12 protein-coding genes are annotated in these 18,497 nt (G+C 54.1%); 6 read left to right on the top strand and 6 right to left on the bottom strand.

What is annotated here, in order from left to right; all coding sequences use genetic code 11:
• Positions 1-8 precede the first annotated feature (8 nt).
• Positions 9-875 (bottom strand): MBL fold metallo-hydrolase, encoded by an 867-nt coding sequence (locus tag OM794_RS06750; RefSeq protein ID WP_226251297.1) that lies wholly within the window; start codon positions 873-875, stop codon positions 9-11.
• A gap of 198 nt (positions 876-1,073) precedes the next feature.
• Between OM794_RS06750 and htc2 the strand changes: the two genes are divergently transcribed.
• Both htc2 and OM794_RS06740 read left to right on the top strand, forming a co-directional pair.
• Positions 1,074-2,690, top strand: a complete 1,617-nt coding sequence (htc2, locus tag OM794_RS06745) for a methyl-accepting chemotaxis protein Htc2 (RefSeq protein ID WP_226251296.1) — start codon at positions 1,074-1,076, stop codon at positions 2,688-2,690.
• A 149-nt stretch (positions 2,691-2,839) separates the two neighbouring features.
• Complete coding sequence (locus OM794_RS06740) at positions 2,840-4,453, top strand: methyl-accepting chemotaxis protein (RefSeq protein ID WP_226251295.1); 1,614 nt, start codon at positions 2,840-2,842, stop codon at positions 4,451-4,453.
• An 86-nt stretch (positions 4,454-4,539) separates the two neighbouring features.
• On the opposite strand, the gene OM794_RS06735 is transcribed toward OM794_RS06740, so the two are convergent.
• The 3 genes from OM794_RS06735 to OM794_RS06725 form a co-directional block, all read right to left on the bottom strand.
• Positions 4,540-5,760, bottom strand: a complete 1,221-nt coding sequence (locus tag OM794_RS06735) for a glycosyl transferase (RefSeq protein WP_226251294.1) — start codon at positions 5,758-5,760, stop codon at positions 4,540-4,542.
• 18 nt (positions 5,761-5,778) lie between these two features.
• Positions 5,779-6,741 carry an HAD-IIB family hydrolase gene (locus tag OM794_RS06730; RefSeq protein ID WP_226251293.1) on the bottom strand — a complete coding sequence of 321 codons (963 nt, stop codon included), beginning with the start codon at positions 6,739-6,741 and terminating at the stop codon, positions 5,779-5,781.
• A 507-nt stretch (positions 6,742-7,248) separates the two neighbouring features.
• A complete protein-coding gene (locus tag OM794_RS06725) occupies positions 7,249-8,253 on the bottom strand; it encodes an OmpA family protein (protein ID WP_226251292.1) in 1,005 nt (334 codons plus the stop codon).
• 313 nt (positions 8,254-8,566) lie between these two features.
• Between OM794_RS06725 and OM794_RS06720 the strand changes: the two genes are divergently transcribed.
• The 3 genes from OM794_RS06720 to OM794_RS06710 all read left to right on the top strand — a co-directional run bounded on the left by OM794_RS06720 (position 8,567) and on the right by OM794_RS06710 (position 10,410).
• Entirely contained in the window at positions 8,567-9,229 is a 663-nt protein-coding gene (locus tag OM794_RS06720; RefSeq protein ID WP_264168005.1) for a hypothetical protein, read from the top strand.
• Between the two features lie 4 nt (positions 9,230-9,233).
• Positions 9,234-9,824 (top strand): FlgO family outer membrane protein, encoded by a 591-nt coding sequence (locus OM794_RS06715; RefSeq protein ID WP_226251290.1) that lies wholly within the window; start codon positions 9,234-9,236, stop codon positions 9,822-9,824.
• A gap of 85 nt (positions 9,825-9,909) precedes the next feature.
• Complete coding sequence (locus OM794_RS06710) at positions 9,910-10,410, top strand: GNAT family N-acetyltransferase (RefSeq protein ID WP_226251289.1); 501 nt, start codon at positions 9,910-9,912, stop codon at positions 10,408-10,410.
• A 23-nt stretch (positions 10,411-10,433) separates the two neighbouring features.
• Here OM794_RS06710 and OM794_RS06705 read toward each other — a convergent pair whose 3' ends face one another.
• Positions 10,434-10,757: a DUF6916 family protein gene (locus tag OM794_RS06705; RefSeq protein ID WP_226251288.1), complete on the bottom strand. Its 324-nt coding sequence runs from the start codon at positions 10,755-10,757 to the stop codon at positions 10,434-10,436.
• 55 nt (positions 10,758-10,812) lie between these two features.
• On the bottom strand, positions 10,813-11,358 hold the full coding sequence (locus tag OM794_RS06700) for a phage tail protein (protein ID WP_226251287.1): 546 nt from the start codon (positions 11,356-11,358) through the stop codon (positions 10,813-10,815).
• Between the two features lie 982 nt (positions 11,359-12,340).
• Here OM794_RS06700 and OM794_RS06695 point away from each other — a divergent pair.
• A complete protein-coding gene (locus OM794_RS06695; protein ID WP_226251190.1) occupies positions 12,341-18,424 on the top strand; it encodes a DUF4347 domain-containing protein in 6,084 nt (2,027 codons plus the stop codon).
• Positions 18,425-18,497: the final 73 nt, after the last annotated feature.

Genomic DNA, 18,497 nt, shown 5'->3' with positions numbered 1-18,497 from the left:
TTAAACCGTTAGAAAAAATTAATCGGCACTTTGAGATAGACGGTGCCATTCTCTTCCGCCGGAGGCATCTCCCCAGCGCGCATATTGACCTGCACCGATGGAATGATGAGCCGTGGCATACCCAAGGTGGCATCGCGCTCAGTGCGCATTTTTACAAACTCGTCTTCGCTGATACCTTTATGTACGTGAACATTACCGTTTATCTGCTCAGCCACGCTGGTTTCATGCTGGAACGTCTCACGGCCAGGGGCTTTGTAGTCGTGGCAAAGGAATAGCCGCGTCTGCTCGGGGAGCGCCAGCACTTTTTGAATAGAGCGATAAAGAGTGCGCGCATTGCCGCCCGGGAAGTCGCACCGTGCAGTGCCATAATCCGGCATAAACAGCGTATCGCCAACAAAAGCCGCATCTCCCACAACGTAGGTTAAACAGGCGGGCGTATGGCCTGGGGTATGCAGCACATGGCCCTTTAATTGACCAATCGCAAATGTGTCCCCTTCTGCAAATAGTGCATCAAATTGGCTGCCATCCCAGGCAAACTCCGTACCCGCATTAAACGCCTTACCGAATATCTCCTGCACCACCACTATATTGGCGCCAATGCCGGTTTTTCCGCCTAGCTGCTCATGCAGGTAGGGCGCCGCCGAAAGGTGGTCGGCATGCACGTGGGTTTCCAAAATCCAGGTAACGTCAAGCTCGTGTTCACGAATAAAGGCGATGATGTTGTCAGCAGATCGCACGTCGGTTCGACCAGCGGCGTAATCAAAGTCGAGCACCGAATCTATAATCGCGCAGGCACGACTACCGGGATCCTGAACGACATAGCTAAAGGTGTTGGTCGGCTCATCAAAAAAGTGCGTAACGATTGGGCGTTGCATTACTGCCTCCCATAGAGTGGTAATGTCATTCTGATTCTGTAGAGACAGCATAGCTTAAAAAAAGGTTCTATACTTAGACTATTTAAGAATAAAAGAGCAGTGCTATCTTAAAATGGTGTTCAAGGCTATTTTTGCTAAGGTCTGTCCTGTTTAGGCCGATAGCTTAAGAGTTACTCAATTACAACAACTAGGAAAAACATGACTCACTTAACAACCACACAAAAACTCTGGGGAACGCTAGGTATTATCTGGATCGCCATGCTGCTCTTGGTTGGCTGGCTGGCCTGGGAGAACCGCCAAACCATTGAGAGCGAACGCCGCGACAGCATTCAGTACGTAGTGGAGAGCGTGCAGAACCAAATTGAAGCCCTCCAGGAGCGAGTCGCCGCCGGGGAGCTCAGCCTGGAGGAAGCACAACAGCGCGCGATCGATAATATGTCTAGCGTTAGCTTTGGAGCGGGGGAGTATATCTTCTCTTTTAACAATGACTTACTTATCATCTCTCATCCAAGCCGTGACCCCGGCACTGACATGACCAACTATGAAGACGCCAGCGGTATGGCGCTGTACCCCGAGTTGCTGCGTGTTGCCCAAGCGGGGGGTGGTCACGTTAACTACTACTCAACGCGTGCGGGTGGCGACGAACAGCTGCCAAAAACCAGCTATGTCGCGCACCTTCCCGAATGGGAGTGGTCACTGGCGACAGGCGTTTATGTGGATGATATTAACGCCGCCTTTATTGCTGGCTTGGTTCGCTCAATTGGAATACTGCTGATCATTGGCCTTCCGGTAACGCTGCTGATGGGCTGGGTTATTCGTGATGTTTCTCGTCGTTTAGGCGGTGACCCACGCTACGCTGCCAACGTAGTGCGGCATATCGCTGATGGCGACCTGACCCAAGTCACTCAGCTTTCACCCAAGGATCAACAAAGCTTACTATTTAATATCAATCGTATGCGTGAGGCGCTCGCCGAAACGATTGGCGACATCCATCTCGGCGCGAGCCAGGTCAATAGTGGTGTAGAGCAGATTGTGGGCGTTAATGAAGAGCTTTCCACACGCACAGAAGAGCAGGCTGCTTCATTGGCCGAAACCGCCTCTAGCATGGAACAGCTCACCGCGACAGTTAAGCAAAATGCCGAGCACGCCGATCACGCTCGTACGCTTGCCACCCGAGCGGCGGACAGCGCCCAGCGTGGCAGTGACTCCATGTCGACAGTGATCACGACCATGGCCACGATCAACGAAAGCGCCACCCAAATGAGCAGCATCGTTAACACCATTGACGGTATTGCCTTCCAAACCAACATTTTGGCCCTTAATGCTTCGGTGGAAGCCGCAAGAGCCGGCGATCAAGGGCGTGGGTTTGCCGTTGTGGCCAATGAGGTTCGCCAATTGGCCAGCCGTTCAGCCGCCGCCGCCCAGGAGATCAAAACCTTGATCGAAGCGTCGGATAGCAAAGTGGTGGAAGGTAGCCGTCAAGTGCGTGATACCGGCGATGTGATCAATGGCATGGTCGATGACATCAAACAGCTCAGTACCCTGGTTCAGGAAATCTCTGCAGCCACCATTGAGCAGAGCAGCGGCATTGAGCAGGTCAACCAGGCGGTAACGCAAATGGATCAAATGACCCAGCAAAATGCCAGCCTGGTACAAGAGAGCAATCACGCCACCCAGACGCTTGCACAGCTCAGCGCCCAACTGCGCCAACTGGTTGCCCATTTCCGCATCAACCAACAGAACTTGGAGCATACGCAGGCGTTACCCGCCTCCTCTCCTGCCCCGCGGACAGCCCACCAGCACAGCGATTTTTAGCGCCTACCATCACGAACAAAGCAATCTAAAAGTATGCCGTCGCGGCAAGCAGCACTGCCGCGGCGGCATTTACTTTAAATTACGTTAAGGTATTGGCGCCTTAAGCCGATAAGAAGCAACGTTGCTTACTTTCATCGGCTAGGAAAAACATGACTCGCTTAACGACGACACAGAAACTCTGGGGAACACTGGGCATTATCTGGGTGGCCATGCTGCTCTTGGTTGGCTGGCTAGCTTGGGAAAATCGCCAGACGATCGAGAGCGAACGCCGCGACAGCATTCAGTACGTAGTGGAAAGTGTGCAAGGACAACTTGCAGCTTTGCAAGAACGGGTAGCCGCCGGGGAGCTTGGCCTGGAAGAAGCCCAGCAGCGCGCCATCGATAATATGTCTAGCGTTAGCTTTGGTGGCGGGGAGTATATTTTCTCCTTTGATGACGATCTAAAGATTGTCTCCCACCCCAACCGCCCTCGCGGTGAAGACATGAGCGCGTACAAGGATGCCAGCGGTATGGATCTTTACGCCGCTTTTAGAGAGGCAGCCAAAGCCGGTGGTGGGCACGTTGACTACTATTCCCGCCGTATTACCGGGGATGAGCAGGTACCGAAAATCAGTTACGTGGCCTATCTTCCTGAGTGGCAGTGGTCGCTCGCGGCAGGCGTTTATGTGGACGATATTAATGAAGCCTTTATTGCCGGTTTGATTCGTTCGGTTGTCATACTGCTGATCATTGGCCTCCCGGTAACGCTGCTGATGGGCTGGGTCATTCGTGACGTGGCACGCAGGCTGGGCGGCGACCCGCGCTATGCCGCTAGCGTAGTACGCCATATTGCCGACGGGGACTTGACCCAAACCACTCGCCTTTCGGCGAAGGATCAGCAGAGCTTACTGTTTGATATCAACCGTATGCGTGAAACCCTGGCTCATACGATTGGCGACATTCACCAAGGAGCGAACCAGGTCAACAGTGGTGTAGAGCAGATTGTAGGGGTTAATGAAGAGCTTTCCACACGCACCGAAGAGCAGGCCGCTTCATTGGCCGAAACCGCCTCTAGCATGGAAGAACTCACCGCTACGGTTAAGCAAAATGCCGAGCACGCCGATCACGCCCGTACGCTGGCCTCGCGCACCGCTGAAAGCGCCCAGCGCGGCAGTGACTCTATGGCAACGGTGATCTCCACCATGGCGACGATTAACGAAAGCGCCACCCAAATGAGCAGTATCGTTAACACCATTGACGGCATTGCTTTCCAAACCAACATCCTGGCCCTTAACGCCTCAGTTGAAGCCGCACGCGCCGGCGAACAAGGGCGTGGGTTTGCCGTTGTCGCCAATGAGGTTCGCCAACTGGCCAGCCGCTCGGCCGCTGCCGCCCAGGAGATCAAAGTTTTGATCGAAGCGTCGGATAGCAAAGTGACGGAAGGCAGCCGCCAAGTGAGTGACACCGGCGATGTGATCAATGGCATGGTCGATGACATCAAACAGCTCAGTACCCTGGTTCAGGAAATTTCTGCGGCCACCATTGAGCAGAGCAGTGGCATTGAGCAGGTCAACCAGGCGGTAACCCAAATGGATCAAATGACCCAGCAAAATGCCGGCTTGGTGCAAGAGAGTAATCATGCCACCCAAGCCCTCGCACAGCTCAGCACCCAGCTTCGCCAACTGGTAGCCCACTTCCGCATTAACCAAAGCATGGAGCATACGCAGGTATTGCCCGCCTCCTCACCTGCCCAGCGGGTCGCTCACCAGCACAGTGATTTTTAGCACGAGTAAAAGCCAAGCGTTAAACATCAAGGGCTAAGAAAAGGCCAGTTACCCCAGGGCAGCTGGCCTTTTTAATGAATAAAATGTTAAACCTTACCCCGATTATCCAGTTCGACCGCCTCGTGCATACGGGTGAGCAGATCCGGCACCGCAGCCTGCACGCGGTTCCAGCTAGGAATAAAAGGCCGCTCTCGAGGGTTATCGATAAACAGATTGCCTGCTTCGAGCAGGTTACTGGCAAACAACTCCACGGCTTGCTCTTCACTGTGACGGTCAAGGCTAAGGCCGTTCATCGTCGCATCATGGTCATAGGCTTCTATCAAATCCAGCGCGAAGCGGTAGTAGGTAGCTTTGAGTGTGCGGAAGTCTTCGCTGCTAAACGTCACCCCCTGGGTTGCTAGTTTGCGATAGAGAGCTTTTGAAATATCCAGGCTCATGCGGTTCAAACCACTGTCTGGGTCATCTTCGCTAACCGGTTGGTGCTTGTGGTCATAGGCGTCGGCAATATCTACCTGACACAGCTGGCGCAGTGAGTAGTTACGCTGTAACTCTGATAACACGCCAATCTCCAGGCCCCAGTCTGCCGGCATACGAATTCCCTCAAGCACTTCGCTACGCATCGCAAACTCCCCCGAGAGCGGATAACGAAAGCTATCCAGGTAATCGAGGTAAGGCATCGGCCCGCAAACAGTTTTAAGCGCCCGCAGTAGCGGCGTCACCAACAGCCGAGAGACGCGACCGTTCAGCTTGCCCTCGGCAATGCGCGGGTAATAGCCTTTGCAGAAACTGTAGTTAAAATTGGGATGGGCCACCGGATACATCAAGCGCGCCAGCAGCCCCCGCTCATAGGTCAAAATATCGCAGTCGTGAAGCCCTACCACCGACGAGCGCCCAGACGACAGCATATAGCCTGCGCAGTACCACACATTGCGTCCTTTGCCAGGCTCTAAAGCGCCTAAACCGTGCTCTTCCAGCTCCGCATCAAGGGCACGCAACCGTGGGCCATCGTTCCATAAGATGCGCGTATGCTGGGGTAGACGTGAGAAAAATTCCCGGGCATACAAGAATTGCTCACGATCAGCACGGTCCAAGCCAATGACGATTTCATTGAGATAGGGGACTTTTACCAGCTCATCGACGATCGCCGACAGTGCCGACCCTTCCAGCTCCGAAAACAGCGACGGCAGAATCAGCCCCATGGGGCGTCGTCGCGCAAACTGACATAGCTCCTGTTCAAGCGCCTCCACCGAGCGCCGGGTAAGGTTGTGAAAGTCGGTAATAATTCCATTTTGATGAAAGTCACTCATACGCTTACCTCCCTGGATTCAAAGAGCTGTGCTCAAAGAACTGGATTCCGAAAACATAGCAGCCCCTTTCTCCGCCGTCGCTAAACGGCGGTCATCTCGCCCCCACCAGTAGGCCACCCCCTCGGCCCAGCCGGTCGGCCCTGTTGCGTCCGTGCGATAGAGTGAAGTATTGCGGGGCTCCACGGCTAGTTCGTGGCAGCCACGGATAACGACCGCTTGATCGACTGCTTCGAGCATGCTGATATCGTTCGGCCCATCGCCTAACCCTAGTGAAAGAGGCGTTCGACCTCTTAACGCCGTAAAGCGCTTGACCAACCACTCGACGGCACTGCCCTTATCGGCGGAGCGTCCCATTACGTGCCAAAAGCGCCCCCCTTGAGTAAGCTGTAGCCCATCCCCTTCCAGAGCGGTACGAAACGCCTCCAGCGCCATGTCGCTGTCGTGCCACAGCAAAGGCTCACTGCCTTCACGCTGCCGTGCATCCCGGGCGCGAACCGCGTCAAGCCCGGTAAGCTCCATCACCTCTGGCACACTCAGCTCACCCATGCGGGTAAAGCGAATATTGAGACGCTCGCGCCACACCTTCAGTCGGGCACGAATAAAACCAATATCCACACCGGGATGTTTGATAACGACGCCATCACGACCACTTCCTGGGCGGTCTAAGCGTGCATGGCACCAACCCGGCGGCAGTCCAATCACCGCACCGTTTTCCGCAATAAAGGGGGTTGCCGTGAGGCCTAAAGCTTCGCGCAGTGGTATCAGTTCGGCACGGGTTTTACTGGTGACCGGAATCACCGGCACCCCCATCTGCTTTAAGCGGGCAAGCCAGGGAGCAGCGGGGCTGAAATCGTAACTGTGATGATCAAGCAGAGAGCCATCTAAATCGGTCACTACCAGCCGTGGCTGTAGAGCGGGATCAACTGAAGGGGTTGACGCTGCCGAAAGCGTTGATGGAGAAAGACGAGCGGATTCAGGCATGGCACTACCTCTTTTCGGGCTCAACGAATCGTTAAGGCGTCATGTCTGGGACACCTAATGGCTATGGCCAGTTATTAATTGCTATGTGAAAGCATAGCAATTAATAAGCCAAAACAGAGAAGCACTGTTTCAACAAGGGGTTACATAGCAACTGGCGGAATAGAGAGCGAGGAAAACAGCAAGGCACCAAAAAGAGGCAACGCAGTTGCACCAAAAAAGCGCATGATGAAGATCAGTGCGCTTCTGGCGCTATTCTCAACCAAAATGAAAAAATATAATTAGCATTGATAAAAATAGTTCTATAAAAAACGTTACAGCGCTTGGCAACGTCTAATAAATAGCTATACTGAAATTGTACCCACTGACCATCCTGTACACCCCTCACCTGATGCCAGTGGGCTGCAGTGAGCCAAGCCCTTTGATGCCCGCCTCCCTGGCGGGTTTTTTTTGCCCCCACGACTGAAATGCCTACCAACAAACAGTCGCTAGTTCCGCGTTATTCACCCACTACTCGACGTGAATCACCACCTCAACTCGACGATTACGCGCACGCCCTTCAGCAGTAGCGTTGCTTTCCAATGGCTTGGTGGCCGCCAGTCCTACCGCGCGTAGTCGCTCGGCATCGACTCCCGCGGCTTCCAGCGCTTCCACAATGGCAATCGCGCGGGCGCTAGATAGCGCCCAGTTAGACGAGAACTCATCGGTGCTAATCGACTGGCTATCCGAATGGCCCTCAACCCACACTTCACCATCGTAGCGCTGAATAGTCTCCAATAAGCTACCCACTAGCGACGATCCGTCATTGGTTAATTCAGCCGTTGCTGAAGGAAACAGCAGTTGATCCTGCACACGGAGACTAATCCCCTCGGCCACCCGGGAGACTTCAACCCCCTCAAGGTCGGGCAGGTAGGGAGACTCTTCTACGCGCTCTGAAAGCGCCTGATTGAGCGCAAGTGCCCCCGAGACTGACTCATCGCTCACTGCCTCTACATTCACCGGGGGACGGTCAGTTAACACCACCATGTAGTCAGCTAAGGGTGATGTAAAATCATCGCTGCCCGCGGGCATCAACAGTTTTGGTAAAGCAATATCCGGCTCGGCGGGCGGCAGTGGTGCTGCCAAAAGCGGTGGGACACCGACGCTGACTCGCCGAGGTAGATCAGTCAACTTGGGCAACCCAGCGACGCCGAGCGCCGCACTAATAGCCATAGGGCTCAACCCCGCCCCGCTCCACCGGACAACGCCCGCACGCTCATGATTTAGCTGGGCCAACGACTCAGGCAGCGGGACTTCCAAGGCCGACGATGGTGTATAAGTATAGTCACTCTCACTGTCGGCCTGGTTCCACTGGGGTATTATTGGCCCTGCCGCGGCAATAATGACCACGAAAAGAGCCACCAACAAGGTCATGATATCGAGATAGCTGATCATCCAACCACTACCACTATCACTTTCATGATAGGCCGACATTAGCGAATCGTGGCGTGGGCCGCCGCGATGATCTTCAAGCATTGGTTTTATCGCTCATTAAAGTTTTTAACCTCGTGGCCGATCTAGCTAAATATGACGTATTAGGTACATCACGCTAGGCGTGTCAAATCAAATGCTTATAATTAGTCACATTAAGCTAGGTACGTCAAAATTAAGTATGCCGAAAAAGTACACCGAAAAAGTACGTCGAATTAGGCATGGCAAGCTAAGCATGGCGAACAGTCTATCAAAAGCCGTTTTGCAGCGAAAAAGGAACCCGCAGGTGCGCACCCGTCCCAGATTATTCCCATTACCCTATTTCATACGTCCTGTTAGTTTGGGGCTGGCAAGCTTAATGCTCAGCGGCTGCTTTTATGCCAATACCTCTCAAGCGCCAATCGCCACCACCTACCCCTATACCGAGCAGCAGCGTATGCAGGCTGCTCACCACTGGGATGTGCTGGCCCGCCATGAAGCTACCAGCATTTTGAAACGCGAGCGCGTTCGCAATCGCGATTTACACATTAGCGAGCCAGACGAGGCACTACACGCTTACAGTGGCGGTGAGTTTGGCCGCGGCTTTCGCGCCCTGCTGACCAGCGAACTGGTCTCACGGGGCGCCAACCTCACCACTGTGCCCACTGCAAACAGTGCCAACATTACCTTTGATGTCGAAGTCGTCGAACACCGGGATCGTGGTTTTATTCGACCCCCCGTCGGTGCTTTTACCGCCCTCACCGCGGGCATCGCCGTGGCCACCATTCCCTATAATCAGTGGGCCGAACCTGCTTTGGGGTTAATCCCCGCAGCCATGCTTGCCGATACCACTAGCGGTAGCTGGACACACACTGGTGATGAAGAGATCATCGTGACCACGCAAATTATCGATGGCGAACGAATTCTCTACTCTTCGTCCAACATTTACTACATCAATGCCGGTGACCGTCGACAATACGCCCCTCACCGCGTGCCCCAGGCACCTACCACACCCTCCGTTCCCCTTACTGATACGTGGTAATTTCATGCTGATGACATTATTAACGACTTGGCACGCTCGCTCTATCAGCTATGCTGCCCGTGGAGTGGCCGTGATGATGGCGCTACTTTTACTGGCTGGCTGCAGTACGCTGGGTAATGCTAACAATCGATCAGCCGAACCGGAACCCGATCTCTCCGAATTGGTACATGCCGCTGCTGAACAGATGGTTGCCAGCAACCCAGAGCTCACGCGCTATAGCCCCATGATTGCCGCTACCTTTGTCAGCATCGATAATTTAAGCCAATCCTCCACCCTGGGGCGCATGAGCTCAGAAATTATGGCCTCAGCGCTATCCCGTCAGGGCATGCAGGTGCGCGAAGTTAAAATGCGCGACAGCATGTTTATCGAAGAGAGCGTGGGCGAGCTAATTCTTTCGCGGCAAGTTCAACGCTTAACCGCCCAGCACAATGCCCGATCAATATTGATGGGCACCTATGCGCAAGGCCAAGACTACGTCTATGTAAGTGCTAGGGTGGTGCGGGCAGGTGATGCGATGGTACTCGGCAGCGCCGATTTCCGCTTGCCGCTCAATAACAACACCCGCAGCTTGTTAGAGGGCCAAGGGGGGTGGTGAGCACTCCCCATTTTTGGCAAGCTCACGCTTATCTTGTAGGGGTGGGCGATTCAATCAATGTATATCCTTGGGCAATGGCAAACGAATGGCTGGTATTGGCGGACACTTAAACGATGGGTTGCAACTTCGACCCTCCAGAGATTCAGATAATCTTTTTCTTGAAGCGCTTTATCGAGATATCCGGCAAGACCTGCAACTGGCGCTGGCTGATCAGGACATGATTGAGGCGCTGCTTGAGATGCAGGTTAAGGCCCAGGCAATTGGTTATGGAACCGCCTACCCCAATGCCTTGTATTATATCGTCGAGAAACAGGGTGAGCGGATCGGCCGTGTCACCGTGGATTTCGGTGCCAACGAAGTGCATGTTCTTGATCTCGCGCTGATCAAGGGAGCACGTAACAAGGGCTATGGGGCTGTCGTTCTTAAGGCAGTCCAGTCAGCAGGGGCTCAAGTTATGAGCCCCGTTTCCCTCTCCGTCGATCCATTGAATGTGTATGCCAAACAGCTTTACCAGCAGCTAGGCTTCCGCTTTGAAAGACTAATGGGGGCGGTAGAGCGCTGGGTCTGGTATCCGCAAACGCCCTAGTCAACTATTAGTTAGTAAAAATATTAGTTAAAAACCAGTTGATACCAGGGCCGTGGGTCGCCACCCATTGGGGGTAACACACGGTTAATGTAAACGCCTTCCAGCGTTGCCCCGTCGCCTAAGCGCAAGACCCCGGTGGCGCTGGTAAAATCAACCTCGTCTTGTTGCCCCGATAGAAGAACACCAAAAGGCTCCCGTGCCTCGCCTGCCCCCGGCACTTGGCAGTCGGGGCGGCTGGTGACTTGCTCGACCGTTAATCTCACCGAAAGCGTTGGGGTCGTCGTCTCAAAGATACACACTTGTCCTTGTAGCGGCTGAAAGTCTGCCGCCGTAATGGTGCCTAACATCATGACTCCTCAATAAGAGGCCGAACCCTCGCGCGTTCGGCCACCGCCACTTGCCCTAAGGGCGGGATGGATAGATACCCTGTAACGCAATACTGAAGTTCAGGGCGAGATAAGGGTTCATGACGTTAAACGGTTGGCTCCCTCCGCTAATGCCCGTTTGGCCATTGCCTAACTCAACCGTGCCAGAGGGGGTGCCACGATAGTAATTGCGAACCGGGTCATTGAGATTAACTTTACCGCTGGCTAGATAATCCCCTGTAGCAGGCGTGTCTTCATTGGCGGCATCAGGTGTGGTCATTGCCCCAGCGGCATGCGTGTGTTGAGGCATTTGATTGATAGTCAGTGTGCGGTTTTCCGCTCCAGCCTGCTCACCGATAGTGACATTTGGCATGCCCGCTCCCTGACCTTGCCCTCTGGGCATTCGCCCTCTCAGATCTGGCAAGTTAAAAACGGTTTGGCCATTGCCGCCATAAACGGTGCCGAGCAAAGAGAAGAGAGCCTGATATTGTGCAATAGATAGCTGGGCACCATTGCACAGAGCCCAGTCCACCGGTGCCCATGCAAAGCCTAGCATTTTGATTTCCCCAACAAATGGATCCATAAAGCACTCCTTGTTACTGTTGTAATAAAAATGCCTTTAATAAGGCATCACTTTAATGCTTACGCTGGCTAACATTGTCCACTCGCTACTAGGCCACTAACCGCTACGCGTTAGTAGTGGTCAACCCTGCTGCGCGCTCTAGCACCATAGCCTCATTGAACCTAGCAGTAAAATCTTGCACACACTTAGGCCAACGACCATAATATTAATACTTATTTGGCAATTTTCTCAATAAACTTCAATGACTGTTTTCCGTTCAAGAAACCCAAAATTGTATAAGTGGTAATTGGTAAGTGGTAAGTGGTAAGTGGTAAGTGGTAAGTGGTAAGTGGTAAGTGGTAAGTGGTAAGTGGTAAGAAAATCTAAATAAGAAAAATCTAAAAATAAAAGTTAAATAAAGATTCAGGACACTTTACGAATCAGCGAGGCCCTTTGATGTAGCGAAGAGCGCGATCACGTGTTTCTGAACGTGGAAAGATGGGCCTAATCGAGCGACCAGATCATCCAGCAGTGTTGAAAACTGCGTTGAAATAGGGAAATCCAATGTATGCATCTTTCACCCTGTGAGCGTCTTTATATTAATCACAGACAGTGTCGCTTACTCAGTGACGGCTGTCATACTCAGCATTTCAGCTTAAATGCCGCAGAATCACAGTATCAGTTGGGTATCACTGAAATTACTAGAACGGTCACCCACAGCACAACGGATCACTTCAGTATCAGCTTCTCACAACCCCTTGTCAGCGACGTACTCTCGAAAGATCCTGGAGAAAAGAACTGCACTAGGAGCATTAAAATGGACATTACAGCGCTTCGGGTTGCTATCTTTGACGGCGACAGCTCCAGCCTGTCACTTGCCTATTGCCGGGTCGACGCCGTATAAGAAAATCCATATAAAAAAGACATATAAACAAAGACTTACAGATAAAATATACACAAACATACAACCAAATCTCTAGATAACTTAAAGAGTGTGCTCTTTATGAATACTCCCACCCGCCAAACGCCCCCAAGCCAATCGACTGGACGTAACGAAGTCATCTTCGTCGACCCCCGAGTTGAAGACTACCAGACACTGCTTAACGGCGTGGCCGACGATACCGAGGTCATACTCTTAAACTCTAACACCAGCGGCGTTGAACAAATCGCCCAGGCGTTAGCACAGCGCGGCGAATTTGACGCCATCCACCTGGTTTCCCACGGCAGTGAAGGGCGCCTAGCGCTTGGTAACAGCACGCTTGATAGCGAGACTCTGCCGGGTTATGCCAGCTTCCTGGAACAATGGGGCGAAGCATTGGGGCCAAACGGTGACATCCTTATTTACGGCTGTGATGTTGGCGCGGGCGAGCAGGGACTGCGGTTTGTGGAAGCGCTAGCACGGGTAACTGGGGCGGATGTGGCCGCTTCCAATGACTTAACCGGTGCGAACAGCCTTGGCGGCAACTGGGTGTTAGAGCAGCAGTATGGTCAAGTGGAAACCAGCAGCTTAATAGGTATTGAGCAGCAGAACACTTGGCAGGGGCTGCTGGCGGCAGAATCTGTATTTGATTGGGATTCAAGTACCGCCATTGATAACGGACTAAGTGTCAGCGAACAAGTCGACGGGGTTACCTTAACAATATCGGCGTCCAATGGGGCCGATATGGGGCTAGATAATGTGGGCGGCGCTTTTAATATAGAAGGCTTTGCCGCTTATGTAGAGACTAACTTCAGTACTGCAGGAACCACATATACTTTTACATTCGATCAAGTTGTTGATATGGGAACGATCGAACTCCTGACAACCTCTGGCGAAACTCAGGCTACGTTCAGCGCCAGCGGTCATACGGATATATCTAGCGGCCCCATTGCTAATCTAAACGACGCCAGTGTCGTTGACTTAAGCAGCTTTACTGGTATCACATCGTTTACTATGGCACCAGTTGACCCTGAGCAGTTTTATTTTGACGATATCAGTTTTACTAGTACAAACAACTCGCCAGTGTTCACTACCATCAACGACGGCAATATCGATGAAACCGCCATCAGTGGCACCGTGGTGCTGGCGGATAGCGATATAGAAGCGAACGATGGCGACGGTGGCGGAATTGATTCGGTCATTTATTCGATTGTCGGTGGTACAGGGGAAGACTACTTTGATATCAGTGCCTCCAACGGCGAAGTCACGTTAAATGCCGCCGGTGCAGCAGCGCTCGACTATGAAGCCACCGCAAGCTACACCCTGACTATCCAGGCCGATGACGGTGAAAGTAGCAACAACACCGCGACCCAAGACATCACTATTTCGGTCAACGATATCGCCCCGGCCATCACCGCCGGTCAATCCTTTAGCGTTAACGAGAGCGATACCAACAGCACTTCCCTGGGCACTGTCGCCACTACCGGTGACGATAACTCGGTGAGCTACTCCATCGAGTCCGGCAACACTGGCAACGCCTTCACTATCGATGGCACCACGGGCGAGATCACCCTGAGCGATACCAGCCAGCTCGATGCCAGTGCGACCGGCAGCTATACGCTCAGCGTACAAGCCACCGATGGCAATACCGCATCAACGCAAGATGTCACCATCAATGTCACCGACGATGTGGCTCCCAGCGTTACCAGTATTGCCCCCAGCGGTTCACCCGATGCCAATGCTGCATCCGTCGATTACACCGTTACCTTTAGCGAAAGCGTCAACAATGTTGACGCCGACGATTTCACCCTCACCTCCACCGGCACCGCCTCGGGCACGATTAGTGCGGTTGCTGGCAGCGGTGACAGCTATACGGTCAGCGTTACCGGTATTAGCGGTGAAGGCGACCTGCGCCTGGATCTTAACAGTGGCACCGATATCGATGATGGGGCCACCAATGCCCCGGCAGGCTACACCAGCGGTACGGCTCACAGCGTTGATCGGGTCAAGCCGAGCGTCACCAACGTCACCTCACCGACGGCCGACGGGACGTATAACGCGGGTGACACCGTTGATATTACGCTGACCTTTAGTGAAGCTGTGACCGTCACCGGGACGCCGCAGCTAACGCTGGAAACCGGGGCAACTGACCGAGTCATTGACTATACGGCGGGCTCCGGGACTAACACGCTGACGTTCGCGTATACCGTTCAAGCAGGCGATGAAACCAGCGATCTGGCGCTGGCGGGCAGCGAGATCCTGCTCAGTGGCGGTACCCTTCAGGATGCCGAAGGCAACAACGCAGTGGTCACCCTACCCACACCGGGGGACGCGAACTCGCTAAGTGCTAACAAGGACATTGTCATCGATGCCGTCGCGCCCAGCGTTACAAGTATTGCGCCTAGTGGTTCGCCTGCGGCCAATGCTGCCTCAGTGGAGTACACCGTTACCTTTAGCGAAGACGTCGACGGTGTTTCTATCGATGACTTCCTACTCAACACCACCGGCAGCGCTTCGGGTAATATCGCCTCCATTTCAGGCTCCGGCAGTAGCTACACCGTCACTGTGGATACCATTACCGGCGAAGGCGACTTGCGCCTTGACCTGAACGACGGCACCGACATCAATGATGGTGCAGGCAATGCCTCGGATGGCTTCTCCAGCGGCACTGCACATACCGTTGACGTGGTGAACCCGAGTGTGACCAATGTCACCTCGACGAATGCCAACGGTACTTATAAAGCGGGCGACACCGTTAACATCACCCTGACGTTCAGCGAAGCTGTGACGGTCAGCGGTACACCGCAGTTGACACTGGAAACCGGGGCAACGGATCGCACCATCGATTATGTGGCTGGCTCAGGTACCGATGAGCTGACGTTTGCGTATACCGTCCAGGCGGGGGATGAGTCCAGTGATCTGGCGCTGGCCAACGCTGGAATCATCCTCAATGGCGGCTCCATTCGCGATGCAGCAGGCAACGACAGCGAACTCACCCTGCCTACACCGGGGACTGCCCACTCACTCAGCGCCAACAAAGACATCGTCATTGATGCCGTCGCCCCCGTTATCACCAGCGTTTCTATACCCAATAGCAGTCATAAAATCGGCGATGCCGTGGTCGTCACTATTACCGCGGGAGAGGAAGGTTTATCGCTGGAATCTGGTACGGTGAACGGGGTAGCGGTCAGCGGTTTTACCGATCAGGGCGGCGGCAACTATACCGCTACTTACACGGTACAGGAGGGGGATACCTCCCGCGCTCCAGGCGACGATATTCCCTTTAACTTTGTGCTGTCCGATACGGCGGGCAACAGCTCGGAGTACAACACCGCAATCAGCCAGAGTGCCGATGCCATCGACGCTGCTCGCCCCACCCTGGATGGCGCTATTGTACCGTCGCTCACCACCATTACTGATGATCAAATAGGCAGCAGTCGTTTTACTCTGACGCTGAACTTCAACGAAGCGATGGATACGGGCGTTGATCCGACGATCGACTTCCCAACGGCAGATCTCAGCAACACCCTGACGTTTAACGCGGGCAACTGGGAGAATGCCACCACCTATATCGCCACCTTTGACACTGTCGATGCCGATGAAGTGATCAATGACATAGACGTGGAAGTCAGCAATGCTCAGGATGCGGCGGGTAATACGCTTGTCACCGTAACGCAAAACGACCTCTTCAGCGTGGTGACCGCCACCAGCCCGGTTATTCAGACGATCACCTCCCCCACCGCCGACGGCACCTTTGCGGTGGGAAGCAGCATTGATATCACCGTGACGTTCGATAAAGCGGTCGACTTTACTGCCAACGGCGGCGCACTGACGGCCACGCTCAACACCGGCACCACGATCCTTCTCACCAATAGCGACGCCGCTAATCAAACGCAGTTTAGTGGCCGCTATACGGTGCAAGAGGGTGAGACCGACACTACGGGGCTTAACGTCGACTCGCTAACCCTGACCGGCGGTGCCACGCTGGTCGCCCACGATAACGGCATTGCGGCGGACCTTGCTACGCTGCCCAGTGGGCAAAACCTTGCCGACAATACGGATTTGTCGGTTGATGCCAATTCGCCCGCGGCGGCTTCAGCGCCCACGCTAGCGGCGGATTTCGATAGCGGTGTGAGCGACAGCGACAATATCACCAACCACACAACGCCCACCCTGACCGGCACCGGGGCCGAGGCAGGCGCTACCGTGACGGTGCGTGTCGATGGTAACAACGTGGGTAGCACCACCGCCAATGGCAGCGGTGACTGGGCCTTCACCTTGGCCGAAAGCGACCTGAGTGAAGGCCTCAACATCATTGATACCATTGTGAGCGATAGCGCAGGTAATACCAGCAGCGCATCGGCGGATCTGGCGTTGACCCTGGATACGACGCCCCCCACTGTCAAGGACGACACGACTGCCACGGTACGTGAAGACGCGGGGGAGACCCTGCTGACCAACGTTAGCGGAGCCGGCAACAAGTTAACTGATAATGATACCGGCGCAGACAACATGGCCCCGATCAACGCTGTTAACGGCCGTTCCGATGCCCTGGGCAGTGCAGTGGCGGGCAGCCACGGCGGGCGCTTTATTATCAATGCCGATGGAACCGCACGCTTCGATCCCAATGGTGAGTTTGAAGCCCTTGCACACGGCGAAACACGCACCACCAGCGTCACTGTCGACGTTCAAGACACGGCGGGCAACGTCAGCTCTTCCACCCTGACGGTGACCGTGGAAGGGGTGAACAGTGCTCCGACCATCGCCACCAACGCAGGCCCCAGCGTACAAGCGGGGCGCAGTGTCACATTGACCACTGACAACCTGAATGAAGGCGATCCAGATAATGAGGGAGCTGAACTCACTTACACACTGAACACCCTGTCAACGTCCGGCACGTTATTTCTTAATGGCACCCCCTTGGCCGCGGGGGAGACCTTTACCCAACAGGATATTGATGATGGCTTGGTGACATTTACCGCAGGCAGCAGTGCGGGCAGCGCCAGCTTTGACTTTACCCTGACTGATGGCGGCGAAGATGGCGTGGAAAGCGTGTCGGGCACCCTGACGTTCGACGTACAAGCCGACCCAACGCCAGAGCCGGAGCCTGAACCACAGCCAGAACCTGAACCTGAGCCTGAACCGGAGCCAGAACCGGAGCCAGAACCGGAGCCAGAACCGGAGCCGGAACCGGAGCCCGAGCCTGAGCCAATCGAGCTCGTTAACTTTGTTGATATATTCACGGCAAAGGGATGGGAATTACCCGCTGAGCTATTGGAGCAGTTGCGTAATACCAGCACCTTTGTCCGTTACCCTGAGTTCGATACGGTGCTGACCCCCATCATCCGTTTGTACAACGGGATCCTTGATCGTGTTGCTGAGCGGGAAGGTTTGGAGTACTGGGTAACGCAACAAAATACTGGAGGCAGCTTCAACAATATTGTTGAAGACTTTATGTTAGCGGAAGAGACGGTCGCCGCGTTGCAATCCATGGGCAGCGATAATCCCACCTTTATTGAGACGCTGTATCAAGCCGCGCTAGGCCGCGAGGCGGATGAAAGTGGCCGCGATTACTGGTTAGACGTCTTGGTGGACAGTAACGGGGATCGTAGCGAGGTCGCCCGTTGGTTTGTTCAATCACAGGAGTATATCAACGCCAATATCCCCCTCGTGAACGGCAATAAACTGCTGGCCTGGGGGGTAAACCTTGAGCAAATGGAAATGCGCTCGCTGGGCTTTGATACCGGTGTATCAGCAGAACAAGGCCCGTTGGCCGAGACATTGGTACGCCTCTACACCGGCTTAGTTGGCGAAGCGCCCGATGAAGCTGCGTTTGGTGAATGGCTGGAGAGCGGCCAAGCGCCAGAAGCCTTAGCGGTAAGCCTGCTAGAAAGCGAAGACTTGCTAACCACCAGCGAGCCGCTCGATGTTGAGGTCTTCATCGATACGCTTTATGAGCGGGTGCTCAATCGCACACCGGACACCGCTGGCGAACAGTATTGGCAAGAGGTACTGCAAAACGGAGAGGCCACGCTGGTTGAAATGGTGCTGGCGTTTACGGACTCCGACGAACACCAACAACTCAGCCGTTCAGAAGTGGATAACTATCTGGATCCTGCCAACCTGGTAGGCGTTGAAACGGATCTTGAGTCCTACCTGTTCGGCTAGGGCCATGGGCTAACCCCACGGCACCGCCACTAAGTGGCGGTGCCGATTTTCTCTCATCGCTCAATAACAACAC

Source organism: Halomonas sp. BDJS001, from assembly GCF_026104355.1.
GTDB lineage: Bacteria > Pseudomonadota > Gammaproteobacteria > Pseudomonadales > Halomonadaceae > Vreelandella.
The sequence above is the reverse complement of the archived record's forward strand: the minus strand, read 5'-3'. Positions and strand labels throughout refer to the sequence as shown.